Annotated in this window: 20 protein-coding genes; 10 read left to right on the plus strand and 10 right to left on the minus strand. The window is 64.9% G+C overall.

The genetic code is table 11. The features are described 5' to 3' along the window. The coding region (locus E4P29_RS22120) for a hypothetical protein (RefSeq protein WP_209205492.1) at positions 1-1,493 on the plus strand (1,493 nt) is incomplete at its 5' end. On the opposite strand, the gene E4P29_RS22125 is transcribed toward E4P29_RS22120, so the two are convergent. After that, the gene (locus E4P29_RS22125; protein ID WP_135047231.1) at positions 1,468-1,785 is read right to left on the minus strand and encodes a hypothetical protein; all 318 of its coding nucleotides are present in this window, start codon (positions 1,783-1,785) and stop codon (positions 1,468-1,470) included. The two genes, E4P29_RS22120 and E4P29_RS22125, sit on opposite strands and share 26 nt — an antisense overlap. 35 nt (positions 1,786-1,820) lie before the next feature. Further along, the gene (locus E4P29_RS22130; protein WP_135047232.1) at positions 1,821-3,071 is read right to left on the minus strand and encodes a hypothetical protein; all 1,251 of its coding nucleotides are present in this window, start codon (positions 3,069-3,071) and stop codon (positions 1,821-1,823) included. 174 nt (positions 3,072-3,245) lie between these two features. On the opposite strand from E4P29_RS22130, the gene E4P29_RS22135 reads away from it, so the two are divergent. After that, the gene (locus tag E4P29_RS22135) at positions 3,246-3,437 is read left to right on the plus strand and encodes a hypothetical protein (RefSeq protein ID WP_135047233.1); all 192 of its coding nucleotides are present in this window, start codon (positions 3,246-3,248) and stop codon (positions 3,435-3,437) included. Positions 3,438-3,523: 86 nt separating this feature from the next. On the opposite strand, the gene mobF is transcribed toward E4P29_RS22135, so the two are convergent. Then, positions 3,524-8,083 (minus strand): MobF family relaxase, encoded by a 4,560-nt coding sequence (gene mobF / locus E4P29_RS22140; RefSeq protein ID WP_135047234.1) that lies wholly within the window; start codon positions 8,081-8,083, stop codon positions 3,524-3,526. Positions 8,084-8,297: 214 nt separating this feature from the next. On the opposite strand from mobF, the gene E4P29_RS22145 reads away from it, so the two are divergent. The 8 genes from E4P29_RS22145 to E4P29_RS22180 all read left to right on the plus strand — a co-directional run bounded on the left by E4P29_RS22145 (position 8,298) and on the right by E4P29_RS22180 (position 12,451). Continuing rightward, a complete protein-coding gene (locus tag E4P29_RS22145) occupies positions 8,298-8,591 on the plus strand; it encodes a hypothetical protein (protein WP_135047235.1) in 294 nt (97 codons plus the stop codon). After that, positions 8,588-9,226 carry a M48 family metalloprotease gene (locus tag E4P29_RS22150; protein WP_135047236.1) on the plus strand — a complete coding sequence of 213 codons (639 nt, stop codon included), beginning with the start codon at positions 8,588-8,590 and terminating at the stop codon, positions 9,224-9,226. The genes E4P29_RS22145 and E4P29_RS22150 overlap by 4 nt, the downstream gene beginning before the upstream one ends. Before the next feature lie 362 nt (positions 9,227-9,588). Then, positions 9,589-10,107: a hypothetical protein gene (locus E4P29_RS22155; RefSeq protein ID WP_135047237.1), complete on the plus strand. Its 519-nt coding sequence runs from the start codon at positions 9,589-9,591 to the stop codon at positions 10,105-10,107. Then, positions 10,104-10,439 carry a hypothetical protein gene (locus E4P29_RS22160; RefSeq protein ID WP_135047238.1) on the plus strand — a complete coding sequence of 112 codons (336 nt, stop codon included), beginning with the start codon at positions 10,104-10,106 and terminating at the stop codon, positions 10,437-10,439. Before E4P29_RS22155 ends, E4P29_RS22160 begins: the two co-directional genes overlap by 4 nt. Then, positions 10,436-10,828 carry a hypothetical protein gene (locus E4P29_RS22165; RefSeq protein ID WP_135047239.1) on the plus strand — a complete coding sequence of 131 codons (393 nt, stop codon included), beginning with the start codon at positions 10,436-10,438 and terminating at the stop codon, positions 10,826-10,828. The genes E4P29_RS22160 and E4P29_RS22165 overlap by 4 nt, the downstream gene beginning before the upstream one ends. Positions 10,829-10,847: 19 nt before the next feature. Then, complete coding sequence (locus E4P29_RS22170) at positions 10,848-11,360, plus strand: hypothetical protein (protein WP_135047240.1); 513 nt, start codon at positions 10,848-10,850, stop codon at positions 11,358-11,360. Between the two features lie 134 nt (positions 11,361-11,494). Further along, positions 11,495-11,707 (plus strand): hypothetical protein, encoded by a 213-nt coding sequence (locus tag E4P29_RS22175; protein ID WP_135047241.1) that lies wholly within the window; start codon positions 11,495-11,497, stop codon positions 11,705-11,707. Positions 11,708-11,881: 174 nt separating this feature from the next. Further along, entirely contained in the window at positions 11,882-12,451 is a 570-nt protein-coding gene (locus tag E4P29_RS22180; RefSeq protein ID WP_135047242.1) for a hypothetical protein, read from the plus strand. Positions 12,452-12,513: 62 nt separating this feature from the next. Here the strand turns inward: E4P29_RS22180 and E4P29_RS22185 are convergent, their stop codons facing one another. The 7 genes from E4P29_RS22185 to E4P29_RS26115 all read right to left on the minus strand — a co-directional run bounded on the left by E4P29_RS22185 (position 12,514) and on the right by E4P29_RS26115 (position 15,850). Beyond that, positions 12,514-13,107: a DnaB-like helicase N-terminal domain-containing protein gene (locus E4P29_RS22185; RefSeq protein WP_135047243.1), complete on the minus strand. Its 594-nt coding sequence runs from the start codon at positions 13,105-13,107 to the stop codon at positions 12,514-12,516. 61 nt (positions 13,108-13,168) lie between these two features. Then, positions 13,169-13,402, minus strand: coding sequence for a glutaredoxin family protein (locus E4P29_RS22190; protein ID WP_135047244.1), 234 nt, complete (start codon positions 13,400-13,402; stop codon positions 13,169-13,171). A 676-nt stretch (positions 13,403-14,078) separates the two neighbouring features. Beyond that, positions 14,079-14,420, minus strand: coding sequence for a hypothetical protein (locus tag E4P29_RS22195; RefSeq protein ID WP_135047245.1), 342 nt, complete (start codon positions 14,418-14,420; stop codon positions 14,079-14,081). Then, complete coding sequence (locus tag E4P29_RS22200; protein ID WP_135047246.1) at positions 14,417-14,761, minus strand: hypothetical protein; 345 nt, start codon at positions 14,759-14,761, stop codon at positions 14,417-14,419. The genes E4P29_RS22195 and E4P29_RS22200 overlap by 4 nt, the downstream gene beginning before the upstream one ends. After that, on the minus strand, positions 14,758-15,084 hold the full coding sequence (locus E4P29_RS22205) for a hypothetical protein (protein WP_135047247.1): 327 nt from the start codon (positions 15,082-15,084) through the stop codon (positions 14,758-14,760). The genes E4P29_RS22200 and E4P29_RS22205 overlap by 4 nt, the downstream gene beginning before the upstream one ends. 372 nt (positions 15,085-15,456) lie before the next feature. Beyond that, a complete protein-coding gene (locus E4P29_RS26570; protein WP_280634558.1) occupies positions 15,457-15,579 on the minus strand; it encodes a hypothetical protein in 123 nt (40 codons plus the stop codon). A 106-nt stretch (positions 15,580-15,685) separates the two neighbouring features. After that, positions 15,686-15,850, minus strand: a complete 165-nt coding sequence (locus E4P29_RS26115) for a hypothetical protein (RefSeq protein WP_155289017.1) — start codon at positions 15,848-15,850, stop codon at positions 15,686-15,688. Between the last annotated feature and the right edge of the window lie 55 nt (positions 15,851-15,905).

A 15,905-nucleotide genomic window follows, 5' to 3' on the forward strand; every position in this document is an offset into this window, starting at 1 on the left:
GCCTGGTCCCGCCGCGATCCATGACTCAATTGATCCGCGAGTCACTTGAGCGGGGCATCAGCGACGCCGACTCGACGGTTCGAGATATCGAGATCTCTGACGTACTCGAGTTGGTCATGTCCATCACAACCGAACACGCCGGCACAGCAAATCCTCTCGACGCCGTTGCCGATCCTGACCCCGCCCAACTCAGGGCGCAAATTGCAGCCGTTCAGGCCTACACCGCGGAAGAGCAAGAGGCCGCCGTACGCAAGGACGCCCTCGAAGAGGCTGTGAACCTGCAGAGCAACGAGGCTGTCAAGCTCGAAATTATCAAGGCATCGACCTACGACCTCTGGTTCCGGCCATGGCCCGACCGAGTGACCGATACCCGTATCGGAACAACACCCGCTGAAGCATTCGAGATCGCAAATCGCGTACCACTACTCGACGTCATGGTGGTGGGACAGATCATTTCCGAAGGAATGACGGCTGGCCGGTTCGAATGGACCCGCGAGCAGCTGCTGCAAGCAGGAGCCAGTGCCGACGCAGTGCAGTTCGTCATCGAGAACATGGCCTACGACGCGGCCGGGTTCGAGCGGCGACTTCGTAAGGACCGACAGGATGGTCCAGTCGCCGACCAGCGGTACGTCTTCACCGAACGCCCCTTCCTCTTACGAGGAGACGACACTCTGTTCGGACTGCGCTACCAGTGGGTCATCGACCGCTTCTTCGGCTCACAGCTCTACTGGCAGACCTTCTTTCTTCTAGGCGCTGCGCGCCCCGGGTCTGTCGCCGAGGCATTCAGCCAGGCCATCAACTATGCCTTCGAACGTGTAACCGGCGACATCCTCGAACGGATTGCCTCCTACAGCTCTAAGATCACCAGCCTGGTCACCGAGACCGAGATGCAAGCCGAATGGACACAAAGCAGAGGGCGGACACCGTCGGTCTGCGATTTCATGCTAGTCGCTGGCCGCGCCTGCATTCTCCTCGATGCGACGAACCATCATCTGAGCGCAGGTCTGGCCCAGGGACTCGCCGACGTCGACACGTTCAACGCGGATGTCGATTCCGCCTTTGTGACAACGAAATTCGAGCAGATCGTCTCGACAGCGAAGCTGGTCAAAGAGAACCGCCCCTTCGGCGTCGAGGCGCATCCAGTCTTCTTTCCCTACGTCGTGGTCCCGAACAACGGCCTGCCAAACACGACCGCTGTACAGCTCGACTGGATGATGAGGGCGAAAGCTCCGTTCGCAGAACTCTTGGGGTCTACCCGCGCTCCTGTTCCCCTCAGAATTGGTGACCTCGCCCTCTTCGAGGGGATAGCTGACCACCTCTCCGGGCCTGACAAAGATATCGCCGATCTATTCGGAGGGTGGACCAGCCAAACCTTCCCGGTTTCGTTGCGCGAACTCCTGGACAAGGCCGGGATTCCCGCCGCCATCCCCCAACGAATGATCGACGACCAGAGGAAACTCGACCGCCTCATCCTTGACCGTCGAACCCGCTGAGGATCGAGAAGAACCACAAGCCGGGAGTACCCAAAATAGTCAACTGGTTCTCATTGGAACGTTGCCGCCCAGAACGTAGACGCTCGGATCCGACCTCCGGTGCGGACGTGGCCGCTTCGCTGGGTGCTTGCAGACTGACTCCTGCCCAGCTTGCGATGATTGCGCGTAACAGCAGGTGCCGGGACTGCCGTTTACGGCCGTCGTCGCGATGATCGGCTACTTCGACGGCCACCTCCGCGACTGGGCGAGAGATCAGTCCGCTCTCGCCCAGATCCGAAACGAAGCCGTGCATGCGACGGACATGACCTCGACCGCCTCTGGACGTCCTTACTTCCCGAACAGGCGATCGGCCTCACGTTCGTCCGGCAGGTCCTCCAGCCAGAGCGGCACAGGGTGGGCGAGGCGGCTCAGGACGACGTCGACGGCGTCGGCGGTGAAGGGTGTCGTCACAATGGTGGTCGGCGGAGGGTAGATCACTCGATAGGGCACTTGCTCGTCGGACGTTTCACCTACAGGAACCAGATTCCGCGAGGAATTCAACTTTCCACGTCGGCGGTTCGGCATCGGGTCAAACACATCGATCAGCCCAAACTCGTTCAGAGCATGGATCGCTTCCAGGTATGTGTCCTCGCTGAGGCCGTAGCGTTCCCATCGGATCGTTTCTCCGAGGGCCACGCCGATGTCTTTTTTCGACGAGCGTGGCTGTCCCTCCATGCGTTGGGTGAATTCGACGATTGCCAGGAAGGTGGCTATCTCACCCGGTTCGAGGACGAGGTGCCAGCCGCGAGCGAAAAAAGCGCGCGGTACGCGCACGGTCTCAGGGCTGCGTCTGTCCGACGGCACTGTGTACCTGCGGCCGGTGTTGGCTTCGGAGTTCAGAATCCAGTCCTTGAATCTTCCCGCTACCGGGTTCGGTCCGGTGCGAACGAGCCCGGCTTCGTGCAGCACCGACAGCGCCCGGTTCAGCGCCCGTCCTCGTTCGCGATTCGTGCGCGCGGGCGCAGTCGGCTTGACGTGTAGGCCACAGAGCTTCCACCACGGTGCGAACTCCGGTTCGACGAACACGTTGGGGTGTTTGTTGTCGAACATCTTGCCGGCCTCGAACTCGAGGTGCGCTACGTAAATCGCCGACAGCAGAACCCTCAACGCCGAGTTCTTCCGGTTGATCAAGCGGGTTGCTGGAGGGCGGGTGTCTAGATCAGCCGATCGATCGTATTTTTCGCCGGGGGTGCGAAGAGGGCGTTTCGGGTTGAGTCGCACGAACGGAGTTCGGATCCTGACGTCCTCGAACCTGGCCTCTTCGTACTTACCGCCGACGCCGAGCAGGCTGTATTCCTTGGTTGCTGCCTTCACTGCGTCCTTGCGAGCCAGCAGGGCCTCACGGCGAGCGGTCCTGCGCGTCTCCCACCCCTTGAGTACTGCCTTGGTGTACTGCTCCTGACCTGCGCGTTTCGCCTGTTGCTCAGCGGTAAACTTTTGGGCGATTACCCGTTTGGGGATAGCCGAGGCCCCCGCGGTATCGGTAGCGTCGCCGTTCTCTGGCTCGTCAGGATCGTCCGATTGTGCCTGGTCAACCATCAGATCTCCTCGAATTGGTACCGATGTAGCCGGTGCTGCGGGAACCGGACATTGCAACGTTAAACGTAGATTAGATTAACGGGGCTATGTCCGGCCAGCATAGACCCGGTGACCGGCCACCACGGTACTCCTAGCGGCGTGCGTGCAGCTCCAGAGCCCGCCACAGTTGGCTCCATGAACAACACACCAAACGGATCGAACGACGATCCTGGCCAGGACGGACGGAACCTTTTTCCGTCACTGACGACCCCTGCAGCATTCGGCACTGCGGGACTTTTGGGTGCGACCGCTACGTACTTCTCGCGGGACCCATCCGTTGGAGCAACGATCTTCGCCGCCGTGCTGGGTGCTCTGACGAGAAAGTAGCCCGCAGTGCGTGTGAGGCCGTCCGGCAAAAGACGGCGGCCTCACACGCGGTCTCACCGATGGCCACGAGTGCGACCGGCCCGCGCTTACAGCCGCGGGCCGCGCCGCTGGTGTCCGTGTTCGATGTTCTGCTGCGCGATGGTGTGGTGGTGCTCGATGTTCTCGGCCTCGTGCTGTAGTCGCTGCTGTTCTTCGTGCTCGTCGCGTCGTTGTTGCTCGATGTGGTCGTACAGGGTGTCGATGTTCGTGTGGACGGTGTTGTACGGCGCGTGCTCGGCCCGGTTCTCGGGTCGTTCGCCGGCGATCGAGGTGGTGTCGGTGATCTGGTAGCGGTCTCGGTAGGCGGCGATCTCAGCGGCGGTGCGATTCCATTCGGCCGCGAGGGCGTCGTCGTCGGGCCGATGCTCGAGGTGGCGGGTGAACTCAAGGTCCGGGCTTGAGGCCGGGTCGGGGACGGCGGCGATCCGGTCGACGGCGGCGGCGTGCTCGGCGGCAATGTCGTCGTATCGGTTGTCGAGTTGCTCACCCAGGACAGGATCGACGAGGTGAGCGTCGAGGTCCGGTGACGGCACCCAGTGCGGTGCGTCCTGGTCGACCGGCGTCCGGTGTGTGGGCGCGATGTCGTCGAGTGCGTCGACGATCCCTCCGGCGAGGACGCCGGGGTGTGTGGCGGTGTGGATGTCGCGGCACAGTTCGTCGAGGTCGTAGCCGCCGTGTGCGGTCAGTTCCCGCATCCGGGCGATTGCGGTGTTCCACCGGGGATCGTCGCTGCGGGCTGCGGTGGCCATGGCGATCGGGAAGTGCTCGCGCATCGTGTCTTCGTGCTCTGCGAGCCAGCTGGTGTTCGCACGTTCGGCCGCGTCGGTGATGGCAGGTACGAGGTCTTTGATGAGGGCGCGGGCGGTGACGTCGTCGCCGCGTGTCGTCAGTTGCTGGGCGTGCCAGGCCAGTACCTCGCGGGGTTCGATTCCTGCGAGCGCTGCGGTGCGCAGGTGCCGGCCGAGGCGGTGCACGCCGGGTTCGGCGATGAGGCGTTCGGCGGTCGCGGGGTCGAATGCGGCCTGGATGGGTCGCTGTACTCGTGCGATGTCGAGGTCGGCGCGGGCGGCGTCGTAGTCGCGGATCCGTCGGCCGATGCCATCGGTTTCGGCCGGTGCCGGCCGAACGGTGGCGTAACGATCGGCGACGAGTCGGGCGTAATCGTCGAGCTCCTTGTCGGTCCCGGGTGTGCGCGGCGGGAGCGGGGGCAGCTCGTGTTCCGGTCGCCCGGTAGCGCCGGCCACCGTGTCGGTGTCGGTGGTGTCGGTGGAGCTGCGTGCCTCGACGATGCGTGAGTTGAGCACTCTCGCGACGTCGCGTGCGGTGTGGAGCTCGCCGGCGGCGAGTGCGTCGACGAGGACGTGGCGGGCGCTGTCGCCGCGGTCGTGGATCTCGGCGAGGGTCGCACGGAGCGCTGCGAGGCTTCCGGGGTGTTCGGCCTGTGCAGTCGCCAGAAGCGCTGCGGGCAGTGCCCGGTCGAGGACGGTGTCGAGCCAGTGATCACGGAGGCGGGTGTGGGCGGCGAGGTATGCCTCGCGGAGCCGGTCGGGGCTGTTCGCGTGTTCGGCGGCGTCGCGTATCGCGGTGATGGCGGCCTTGTGGCCGTTGTCGTTGGCGAGGATGCGGGTGAGGACCTCGCGGGAGTTCGGGGTCTCGATCTCCGAGAGGTGCATTCCTTCGGTGTCGAGGGTGACGCCCGGTTCGACGGGCACGTACAGCTCGTTGTTGGTGCGACCGCGGGTGGCGGCGACGTAGAGCCCGGCGCGGTCGGTGGTGGGGCTGAGCGCGGTGTGGGCGGTGTCGACGGTGATGCCTTGGCTGCGGTGCACGGTGGCGGCGTAGCCGAGTTCGGTCAAGCCGGACACGTAGTCGGCCGGGAGGGTGATCGTGCCGTCATGGGTTTTGCTGCGGACGGTCAGCGAGCCGTCTTTGCCCACGGCGGTGACTGTCCACAGGTCACCGTTGCGGACGAACATGTTCCGCCGCCGACCGCCCTTGGTGCGCAGCCACGGTGCGTTCTTGCGGGTGAGGACGGTGTCGCCGACCCCTGCGGTGAGCTGATCCGACAGCTCGGCGGTGCGGCGGGACTTCACCGTTCCTTGGCTGCGGAAGTGCTCTTGGATGGCGAGGTTGACGGTGCGGACGTCCTCGCCGGTGGAGAGCATGACGAGCGAGGACTTCCCGGCTGCGATGTCGGTGAGGTACGCGTCGGCTGCGGCGTCCTTCATCTCCGTGGCAGTGCCTGTGTGGACCCATCCGCGTTGGTAGAACATCTCGAGGCTTGCCGGGTCGCCGTGCCGCAGATCGAGTGAGTTCTCGGCCTGTTCGGTGTCGCTTCCGAACCGCACGACGGTGGTCAGCTCGGGGGCACGGGTCTCTTCGGCGAGCAGCCGCAACGCACCGCCGGTTTCGACGGCGTCGAGCTGGTTCGGATCTCCGAGCAGGCGCACGACCGCGCCTTTGGCTGCGGCGATCTCGGTGATGGCGGCGAGGTCTTTGGTCGCGGCGAGGGATGCTTCGTCGACGAGCAGCATCGCACCGGGTCGAATGTCGATCCGGTCGGACAGGGTCCGAGGTTCGTGGCCGTTCTTGCCTCGCCACGGGTAGGTCAGGGTGGCGAGCGTGTGTGCGGTGACCCCAATTTCCTCGCCGAGGTTTTCCGCTGCGACGGCCGACGGGGCGAGGGCGATGACCTGATATCCGGCCTTCTTCCAGGTGTCGGCGACGGCCTGCATGGCGGTGGTCTTGCCGGTGCCGGCCGGTCCGATACCGACCGCAACGAGGGTGCCGCTACCGACGAAATGTTCGGCGAGTTCGCGTTGCCCGGCGTTGAGGGTGCGTCCGTCCTTGCCTTTCGCGGCGGCGGTGATGACCTTGTCGAGCGCGGCCTGCGGAGCGATGTACGCGACCGGGGTCTGAGCGGCATCGAGCAGGGAACGTTCTGCGGCGAGGACGCTGTGCGAGGTGTGCAGGGCGGTGCCGGGGCGGGTCAGGATGAACTCGCCGTCGCGGCGGCGCAGCGCTGTCGGAGCTTCGGGCAGCTCGGGGAGCGGCATGTGTACCGAGGTTGCGAGAACACGGTCGATCACAGCTTCGGTGGCGGCGCGGCGGGCGGTGTCGTCGGTAAACGCGACGGCGGCGAAGTTCGCATCGACGGCGGAGTGGACGTGGGTGATCGCCCAGTTCGATCGCTTGTCTTCGAGGCGTTCGAGTACGCGCGCGACCTCGTCGTCGAGGAAGTCGAGGGTGCGCATGTGCTCGCCGACCTCGCGCACGCCGGAGGCGTGGTCTCGTTGGACCTGTTGCCACCCCGCGGCGAGAGCGTCGACGTCGCGTGGGGTGCCGAGGATCTGCGCGGACCGGGTCAGCCAGGCGTTCTGCATCTCACGCAGCGTCTGCGGTTCCTGCTTGCCGGCGCGGGTGTCGAGGTTGGCCTGTTGGTAGAGCGAGTACATCGCCTTGGGGGACGGCATCCGGCCGTGTTCGGCGCGGTACTCGGCGACGAGCTGGTCTCTGCGCGTTTCGATCTCGCTGCTGCGGGAGGAGAACATCTCGCACAGCTCGCGCGGGACCTGCTCGATTTCGACGACGTCCTGCCGACCGTGACCGGTGGAGCGGGCAGCGAGGGAGAAACCGAGTTCGGTGTGCAGCTTGGACATGATCGTGGCGTTGTAGCGCTGCGAGGCCGGCACCGCGTACCGGTGCAGGATCGACCCGTCGAGGGCCCGCCATTTGCCGTCCGATTCGGTGCACACCTTGATCGAGACGACGGCATGGGTGTGCAGGTTCGGATCGCCGGCGCGGGAGTCGTAGTGGTCGTAGAGGGTCGCGACCAGACCGGTGGTGTCCTGGACTTCCTGGCTGGTGTTGCCGGTGCGGGTGAAGCACGCTTGCGTCTCGATCCAGCCGAGGGCGTCGGTGACGGTCTCTTTGTGGATGCGCTCGATTTCTCGGCGGGTGCCGTCGTCGGCGAGTGCCCACATCACCGACACGCTTTTCGGTGGGGTGAACACCAGGTCGTAGCCGGCCACGGGCTGGCGGACGCGGGACTTCTGCGCACTGATCCACGAGCGGAGCTCGCGCTGATCTTCCGGCGGGCGGCCGTGGCCGTCGGTGAACAACCGGGTGCCGACCTCGTCCATGATCTGCTGCGACTGCGCTTTCGACGGCGCGTGCCCGTGCGCGCTGCGGAACTCCCCTACCGCTGCCTTGTGCTCGCGGAGCAGTTCGATGTCGTTGGAGAATTCCGGGAACTTACGGCCGAGTCGGGCCGCTTTGAGCGCGGCCTTCTCGTTCGCGCCCTTGGTAATTGAATCTTCGATCAACGCCGAGGCGTTCGGATGCAGCCCGCTACCGAACAGTGCTTTCATCTGCGGCTCGGACACCTGCCCACCGCCGGTGATCGACGCGGCCGCAGTCGGGTCGATCCCGGCCTGCATCTGCTCCAGATTGTCCAGGCCCGCACCGAACCAGACGCCCGGCGGTGTGCCGTGCGCGGTGTAGTAATCGGTCAGATCTTGGCCGTGCTCCCGTTCGCGGTCAGCGGTGGCCACCTGCTTGGTCAGGTACTCGTAGCCATCGCCCGCGTGCAGTACGTGGAGCGTCATCACACCGCCACCCTAGACGCCGCAGGCGGGCAGGCGGAAGGCCGGAACCCCCCAAAGTCTGAAATTCAGCAAGAGGTGTGTAAATCATCTAGGCTCTTGGCAGGCGGAGCCTGTGCAGTAAGGCCAAGCCCTCAGATGTCTTCGGCCAGGTCACAGACTTGGGGCGGTCGGAGCTGGGGTCTCGGGGGTCAGGAGATGGAGAGGCAACGGGATCATGGGGTCGACAGGAGATCGGGTAGCCGCCCGCGAGCGGGGATGGCAGAAGGCCACCCGCGCGGCGGGTACGGCGGTTCGGGAGCGTGAGAGGGCGGCGCGGCGCTTCGCTGCGGCGCGTGCGCAGCGGGACGCGGCCGAGCGGGTAATGGCGACGGTGTTGCGCGAGCTGGTGGACGCGACAGGGATGTTGAGGACCGCAGCGGCGATCGTCGGAGTGTCCTTCGAGGAGGCGGAGCGGTTGACCGATGAGCTCGGGGTCGATCTGCTAACGGGTGAAGGCGGCGAGGGGTGACCGATACGAAGCCGGCGGAGATCACCCTTTCGCCGCAGCAGCGGCAAGCTTGGGTCGACATGGTGACCGAGGTGTCGGCGGAGCTGGGCATGGCTATTCCGCCGGCCGTCGAGTTCGATTGCACGTCGGAGCTGAAGGGCGCGATGCGTTACGACCACGATCGCGACACCGTCACGATCTTCGGGGGCTGGGTGGAAGCAGCGTCAGACCCGCAGGAGCTGGCATCGAAAGCCCTTGCCTCCCACGAGTTGGGCCACCGTCTTGATCGTGAACGGCTCCTGAAACGCGGTGCAGCTCTTCGCGCGGCGTACTGCATTCTCGGCATAGCGTTGGCAGTCGCACTCGTGATTGGTGCGGTCGAGGCCTTCCAAAGTTCCGGGCGGTTCGGGCCGGTCGTCCCGATCTGGGTGCTACTGCTGCCCTTCGTCTTCGCCCTGTTGCGAGCCCTCCTGATAGCAGTCGTGCGGTGGCCGGACGAATACCGCGCCGATGCCGTTGCCGCGTCGTTGTACGGACCGCAGGGCGTTCACGCTTTCCTTGATGTGATCGGCGCGCGCACGGAGAGCCGGTTGGCGTCGTGGCTCAGTCCCTCGCACCCCACCGACCGGATGCGCCGGGCGCGACACCCGCAATGAGCTACCCGCGTGTGGGTGCGATGTCCCCTATCTGTGTGTCCGGCCCCGATTGTGGGTGCCTGAGATCGAGCGGAGCGGTGGGAGGAATCTCGGGCATCCATATGAGGGTGAAGGCCGGTGCACAGTTGGGGGCACCGCACCCGATCCCCTCGCCCGTCGGTGACTCCCCCGACCGGCCGTGCACCGGTCGTGCAGGTGGTTCGTCTCGTCCGTCCGGTGTCGTCTGCGACGCTCGGGCGGTAGAGTTCGCAGTGCGTTCTGGTGGTGCCGTGTGGGCCCTCCGCCGAACGTCGATCACGTGCACCCTCACCGACTCTCCCCGTGTCTGCGGGCGGTCGGTTCGACGAGAAAGGCCCACACACATGACTGTCACCCCGTTGGACAAGGACGCGATCCGCGCGGCCGCCGAAGCGGCGATCAACGAGCGCATCGCGAAGGTCGAGGCGATCACCGACGCGCAGCAGAAGGTCGTCGAGGCCGAAGCCGACGACGCGAAAGCGCGTGCGGCCGCCGACGCGGCGATCAAGGAAGCTCAGGCCGCGAAACGCTCGTCGTCCAAGTCCGTCGAGAAGGCCAAGGACGCGGTCACTGCCGCGTTGCGGGCCGCGCTCGACGGTGGATGGACGGCGCAGCAGTTGCGGGAAATGGGGTTGACGGTGCCGACCTCTGTCATCGCGTCCCCGAAGCCGGCCTCGACAGGATCGGGACGCAAGAAGCGCCCGGTGCGCATCGGTGTGGCGAGCACCGCCACCGACTCGGACAAGCCCAGTTCGGGCGAGTCGCCCGACGCCGCTACTCCCCCGCATACCGACCCCGCACCGAACTCCGAGACACCGCCTGCGGCGCAGGAGTTCGCCTCCGCCGGGCAGGGTGCGCAGTGAGCGCCCTGGGCGAGCTCGGCGTCGTCGTGTCGAACTCGGTCGGGCCCGATCCGTCGACGTTCGCCGCGTCGATCGCCTACGGCGACAGTGCCGGTGAGCCGGGAGCACCAGTTGCGTACGGAGAGTTCTTCACCTTGCTCGACGCAACCCAGTTCGTCGTCACCCAATCCTGGGTACTGGCGATCACCCGCGAGCAGGCACACCTCGCCGCGACAATCGTGCGCGGCGGTCCGGTCGACACCGGACTGCACCTGCTCGATGCGGCCGGGACGCCGACGGAGATCTCCGACGCCGTCGGACAGCTGTTGATGGATCAGGCGGGTGCGCGATGACCGGCGAACACCGTGAGACGGATCTGAGCGAGTCCGATGTGTTGGAGCTCGACATCCTTGCGTTGCTGCAGACCGCGGAGGCGAACGCCGCGTTCGATACCTACGGCCCTGTCGTCACCACGCGGACCGCGCCGCAGTTCGCGGACCTGTTGCGGATGATCAACGCTCTCGCGGCCGGCGGCGACTTCGAGTCGGCGATCGATGCGGAAGTGTTCGCGGCCGTGCGCTCCCCCGTCGACATCTCGCGGTTGGAGAAGTTCGGAGTGTTCGCGACCTCGGACCCGGTCCTCAAGCTCACCGCCGTGCAGACGCTCCGGACGATCCACGACGCCGAGACAGCGCCCGCGTCGTCCGAAGCGCAGTTGCCGGCTCCGGGAGACGTTAGGTGATGGTCGGCAGGCCGGGTCGGTGCCGGAACCGTTAGGTATCGGCGGGGCAACAGAACTCACGCGGTTCGAGCGCTACATCGTGAGCGGCCCGCACGTTGATTCGTGTGCGATCTGGGTCGGCGCGATCGCCGATGACGGGTACGGGCGGTTCTGGTTGATGCGCGATGGCCGGCAGCGAGTGGTGCGCCCGCACCGGTACGCGTTGGCGCGGGCGCTCGGTGTACCGCTCACCGACGAGGTGACGGCATTGCACCTGTGCGACAACCCGATCTGTGTCCGAGTCACCCTCGACGAGGACACCCGCGTTGGCCGGGTGCGTCACGTCGTCGACGGGACGCAGTCACAGAACCTGCTCGACATGGGAGCCAAGGGCCGCGGGGGTGGCCGGCGTCAGCGCGGGCTTTGGTACGGACCCGACCGGGTCGCTCGGGCCGCGCGGTCGCGGCGGCTGCGCGATGCGGTGCAAGGTGGGTGGAACGAAGACGCTGTGCGTGCGGCGTTGCTCGATGCGGCTTCCCCGACGTTGTTCTGAGTCCCGAACGTGCCCGGGCGGTTGTAGGACCGACTGTGTCGGTGGGTGGGTGTGTACTGACAGGCATCGGAGACCGGTCGCGTCGAATCGTCTGCGCGAGTGAACGACACGAGGAACGAAGGGGGTGAGTTCGATTGGCTGTGTATCTCGTGGCCGCTGCGATCCTGGCGTACGTGGTGTTGCGGTCGGGTCAGCGGGCGGACGGCACGTGGAAGTTCGCGCCGTTGCGCGCGACGGGCATGCTTGCCGGTGGAGTGTTTCGGATCGTGGTGTTCGTGGCGGTGTTCGCGTTCGCGATCACGCTCGGTGCGTTGTTCAGCTCTGCCCGAAGTGGGTTCTCCCCGTAACCGGCGGCAATTTTCGCGGCCATGACCGAGCACCTGAGAGCATCATGTCGGCGCGTCGGCACTTTCCGGTGCCAGCAGGTCCGAGTCCGTAGTCTCTTGGAAATACGAGCTAGACGGGCGAACTCACCCACGGGCATCGACCGGACACCGAGTTGATGCGAAAAGGAGTGCCGAGTGCGCGACCATAACGAGCCAGAGCCGACACAGGCCGCAGTGACGCCAACACAGGCAACACCACCAACGCAGACGTTCTTGCACGTCGATCGGGATGGAACGCTCGCTCGTACTGGCGGGATCATCGACCTGAACGGTGGCCTGTCCGAGCACGGCCGCCGCTACCACGCGCTGCTGGGTACCCAGCCGTTGTTCGGATCGGTGTCGTGGGCTGGCCAGAGCTCCAACGTCGTGTCATTCGAGCTCTCGATAGAGAACTTCTTCGAGCTCTACCGGCACACCATGCATCCTGCCCTACCGTCACGCTTCCACTCCCTCTTTGCATTCAGCTCCATCAGCGATGCCCAAGGCTTCGCCACGAGGGCCGGCCAGGCCCCCATCTGGGAGCTGTCCGTTCCGACGGGGACGGTGATCCACCGAGGCGACATGGACTGGCTCAAAGTAGGGACCTACGACGTCATGTTGGACTGCGCCGACAAGTACTGGACCGGGCAACCGATGACCGCCACACCCGCATGGGAAGTACTCCTCGCCCTCCCCCTGACGACGACGCTCACTGCACTCCCCTGATCGGTCCCGGCCGTCGGCGGCTTCCTCCGGGCACAGTGACGCGGAGGCTAGCCCTCGAAGCGTCACGAGTTCTGCTGCCGAAACGTGTTGAGTCGGTTGAATGCTGCCCTCTGCCGGGTACCGAGGCCGACCATGTAGTCGAACAGGTCTGCTTCGGGCGCTTCTTCGGCGGCCTGGGTCAGTCGCCCACCGGCGATGTGGAAGCTGCGGCGGTAGGACTGGGACAGGACGTTGTCGGCGTAGTGCACGGCCGCGACGAAGTGTGCGCCGGCGGTGACGATGCCCATGAGCCGTTTGCGTAGCGGTGCGTCTTTCGCTCCGTCGGCTCCGGATCGGATGAGTGCGCCGGTAACGGAGGCGAAGTCATGGGGTTGGCCGGCGGCGATGAGGTCGACGATGTGGCCGTACATGCGTGCGTGCGCGGGATCCTCGAAGTCCGCCGCGGTGAGCGTGCTGGTGATCCGTTCGATGTCGGTTCCGCCGTTGGTCTGGTTGCGGACGTCCATCAGGGCGCACAGGAGCATTGCTTCGGGGTCGGTGGCCGGGTCGTAACCGGGTTCGACCGACGTATCGAGGTCCTCGACGGGTGCGAGGTCCGCGCGTGCCTGCGCTGCCGGGTCGTCGCCGGGTGTGGGGACTGCGCGTAGTGCGTTCATCGTGGGCCTCGTGTTCGCGTCGGTGTCGGTGTCGGGGTCAGAAGTCGTCTTGGCTGGGTCTTCAGGCTGCGGCGAGCTTCTTCAGGGCGTCGATTCGGAACCCGCTCCAGTGGGTGTCCTCGTCGACGTAAACGACGGGGGTCTGCCGGTACCCGAGCACGTCGGTAACGAAGCGGTAGGCGTCGAGATCCTCGGTGACGTCGACGGTTCGATAGTCCACCTTCTTGTTGTCGAGCATCGTTTTGGTTGCGCTGCAGGGGTCGCATTGCGGTTTTGTGTAGACGATGATGGACATAGCTCTCTCCTTGCGGGAATTGTTCTGTTGACTTCTATTCTACGACAATAGGGAGCTTTGTGCCACGCTTTACAGCGGCGTTATTGCATCCTTTTCCGTTGCGGCTCTTAGTATTTCGCGTATTACTCGGCGTCTCTGAATGCTCATTTCAGGACTGTTGTAAATAGTTATCGACATTCTTTGTCGGGCTTGTCTCGCATAGCACCCCTCCCTCCCGTCCGCTGCCCTGCCGAATTTCTTTCGCCGTGGTGGCTGGGGAGAGAAAACCAGTGCACGGGCCGGACGGGCAACCCTTCGGGCGGGCAGTTTTCGTGGGAGCGCAGCGAGTACGGGACGAAAAGTGTTCGGAGCCTTGGCCGTAGCGCAGCGGAGCGAGGGGTTGAGCCGGCGGGCACGGGTGATGGATGCTCGGAGAAGCCACCTACGCCCGAAAGAAATTTGATTCTTTTCGCTCTTGTGAGTGCGGAGCGCAGCGGAGTTCGGTTCGGTGCAGCCCGTAGGGGTGCGTGTGGCCCGCTAGGGCCTGCTTGTGTACGTTGCCGGCCTCTGTGGTGGGACGCGGAACGCCGCCGGAGCTGGTGCTCTACGGCGGCGCGGTAGTGGGGTACGGCTGCGAGGTGATTGCGCGGGAGCGACGGAGGGTGACGACGCTCGGTGTCGCGGTAGCTCGCGGTTGTCAGTGGTCGAGTTCGTAGTGTCGCGTGCGGTGTGGGACCAGCGAAAAGCGGATGCCGAAGGGGCCTCTCATGACCATCTGACGTCGTAGTTGCATCCATTCTTGGACGAGCTCGGGTGTGGCCTTTCGCGCTGCGTCGTTGCGTAGGTGCTGTAGAGCGGCCAACCATTTCTGAATTTGGACTTTGCCGTCGACTATGCGGTGTTGTGCATCAGGTGAGATGGGGAATCTGCTGTCCAGACCCCGTCCAAAGTGGTTTTCGAGTTTGCGAAGGTCTCCGCTGATGAGGCAGTCCAGTTGGTACCAGTCGATCGTGGTCGTCTTCGTAGCTGTGCGGTTCATGCTCGATCACCGCTCGGAGCCTGGGACGTGTTGTCGATGCTGTCGACGATGTCTGTATCTGCCTCATCGTCATCGTCCGATCGGACGGTGAGGGAGATCAGTTCTCCGCAGCCGGCGGCGAGTGGGAGTACGGATCCGGTGATGAGGAGCGTCCAGGTCATGACGGAGGTGTTGCTCGGGTTGTGTCGTTGGGTCCAGAACGCGGTGGCGGTGAGGGTGATTCCGGCGAGCAGGAGCAGCAGAGACCATCGGGTTGGTGTGGTTAGTCGTTCGGTGTGGAAGGCGTACAGGGCGATTGCTGCGATGACGGCGACGATCAGTCCGGTTGCGTACAGGATCATGCGGTGTAGTCCTCCCCCGCTGGTCCGGCCTGCTCGATGGCTTCGTGTCCGCCGTCGACGTTGTTGCGGTGCGCGCGTTCTGCTCGTCGGGGGTTGATGATTTCTACCCAGATCACGGCGGCGGCAGCAGCGATGACGACGATGGCGACGAGGCTGGTCAGGAGTGTGCCGAGGCTGATGGGCATGGTCGTGTGGATTCCGGTGCCGTTGGGGTCGTCGTTGCCTGAGTAGGCGAGCCAGAGGACGAGGGCCATGACGCCGAGTCCGATGATGCCGGTGATGCCGGTGACTGCGACGGATGCGTAGCGCTTGCGTGTGTTCATGGTGCTCTCTTCCCCGATCGCAGCTGTGTGGTGGCCCGATGTTGTCAGATGGTTCCGACATCTTCGGTGGCTTCCGCCGGCGTCGTTGGCCGGTACGCCTATTTATCGTAGTCGGTTAATGATTGCTCCGCAACTGTTTTGTGTAGTCGGTTAATATGGGTCGCATGGGTCAGCGTGGTAGGCCGAAGTCTGTGGAGCCGATTCGGGATCGGGTTGTGCCGGTGCGGTTTACCGAGTCCGAGCATGGCGAGGTGTCGGCGGCGGCTGCGGCGGAGGGTGTGACGTTGAGTGCGTTTCTGCGGGCGCGTGGTGTGGCGTCTGCGAGGCGGGCTCTCAGGCGTGAGGCCGGTTCGACGGACGGGTAGGACCAGCCTATTTGTCGCTACCGAAGAACCACCAGGTGAGGGTGATTGCGGTGGCGGCCGCGAGGGCGAACAGCAGTGCGGCGGTCCAGTGGGGGCTGAAGGTATCGATGTCGATAAGCGCCATCTCCATGGGTGCCGCTCCCCTCTTCGCCGTGTGTGAGATGTGTTCGGCTGCTAGTGGTTCCAGTGTGGCACTGCCCCGGTGGGTTCTCAGGGCTTTCGGGGGGGCTGTTCGGTCAGGTGGTGGCGGGTACGAGGGTGTCGGGTTTGACGAGGTAGGGGTAGACGCCGGGGCCTGGTGTTTCGTTTTCGACGAGGATGAGGCCCTCGGGTTGGATGTCGCGGACGACGACGATGCCGGGTGCGCCGGGTGCGAGGTGGTAGCGGTCGCCGATGTTCACGGTGTCTCCTGTGCTGCTTCGGTGGTGTGGGTTGATTGTCGTTGCTCGAGGCCGA

The organism is Rhodococcus sp. 1R11, assembly GCF_004563845.1.
Lineage (GTDB): Bacteria > Actinomycetota > Actinomycetes > Mycobacteriales > Mycobacteriaceae > Rhodococcoides.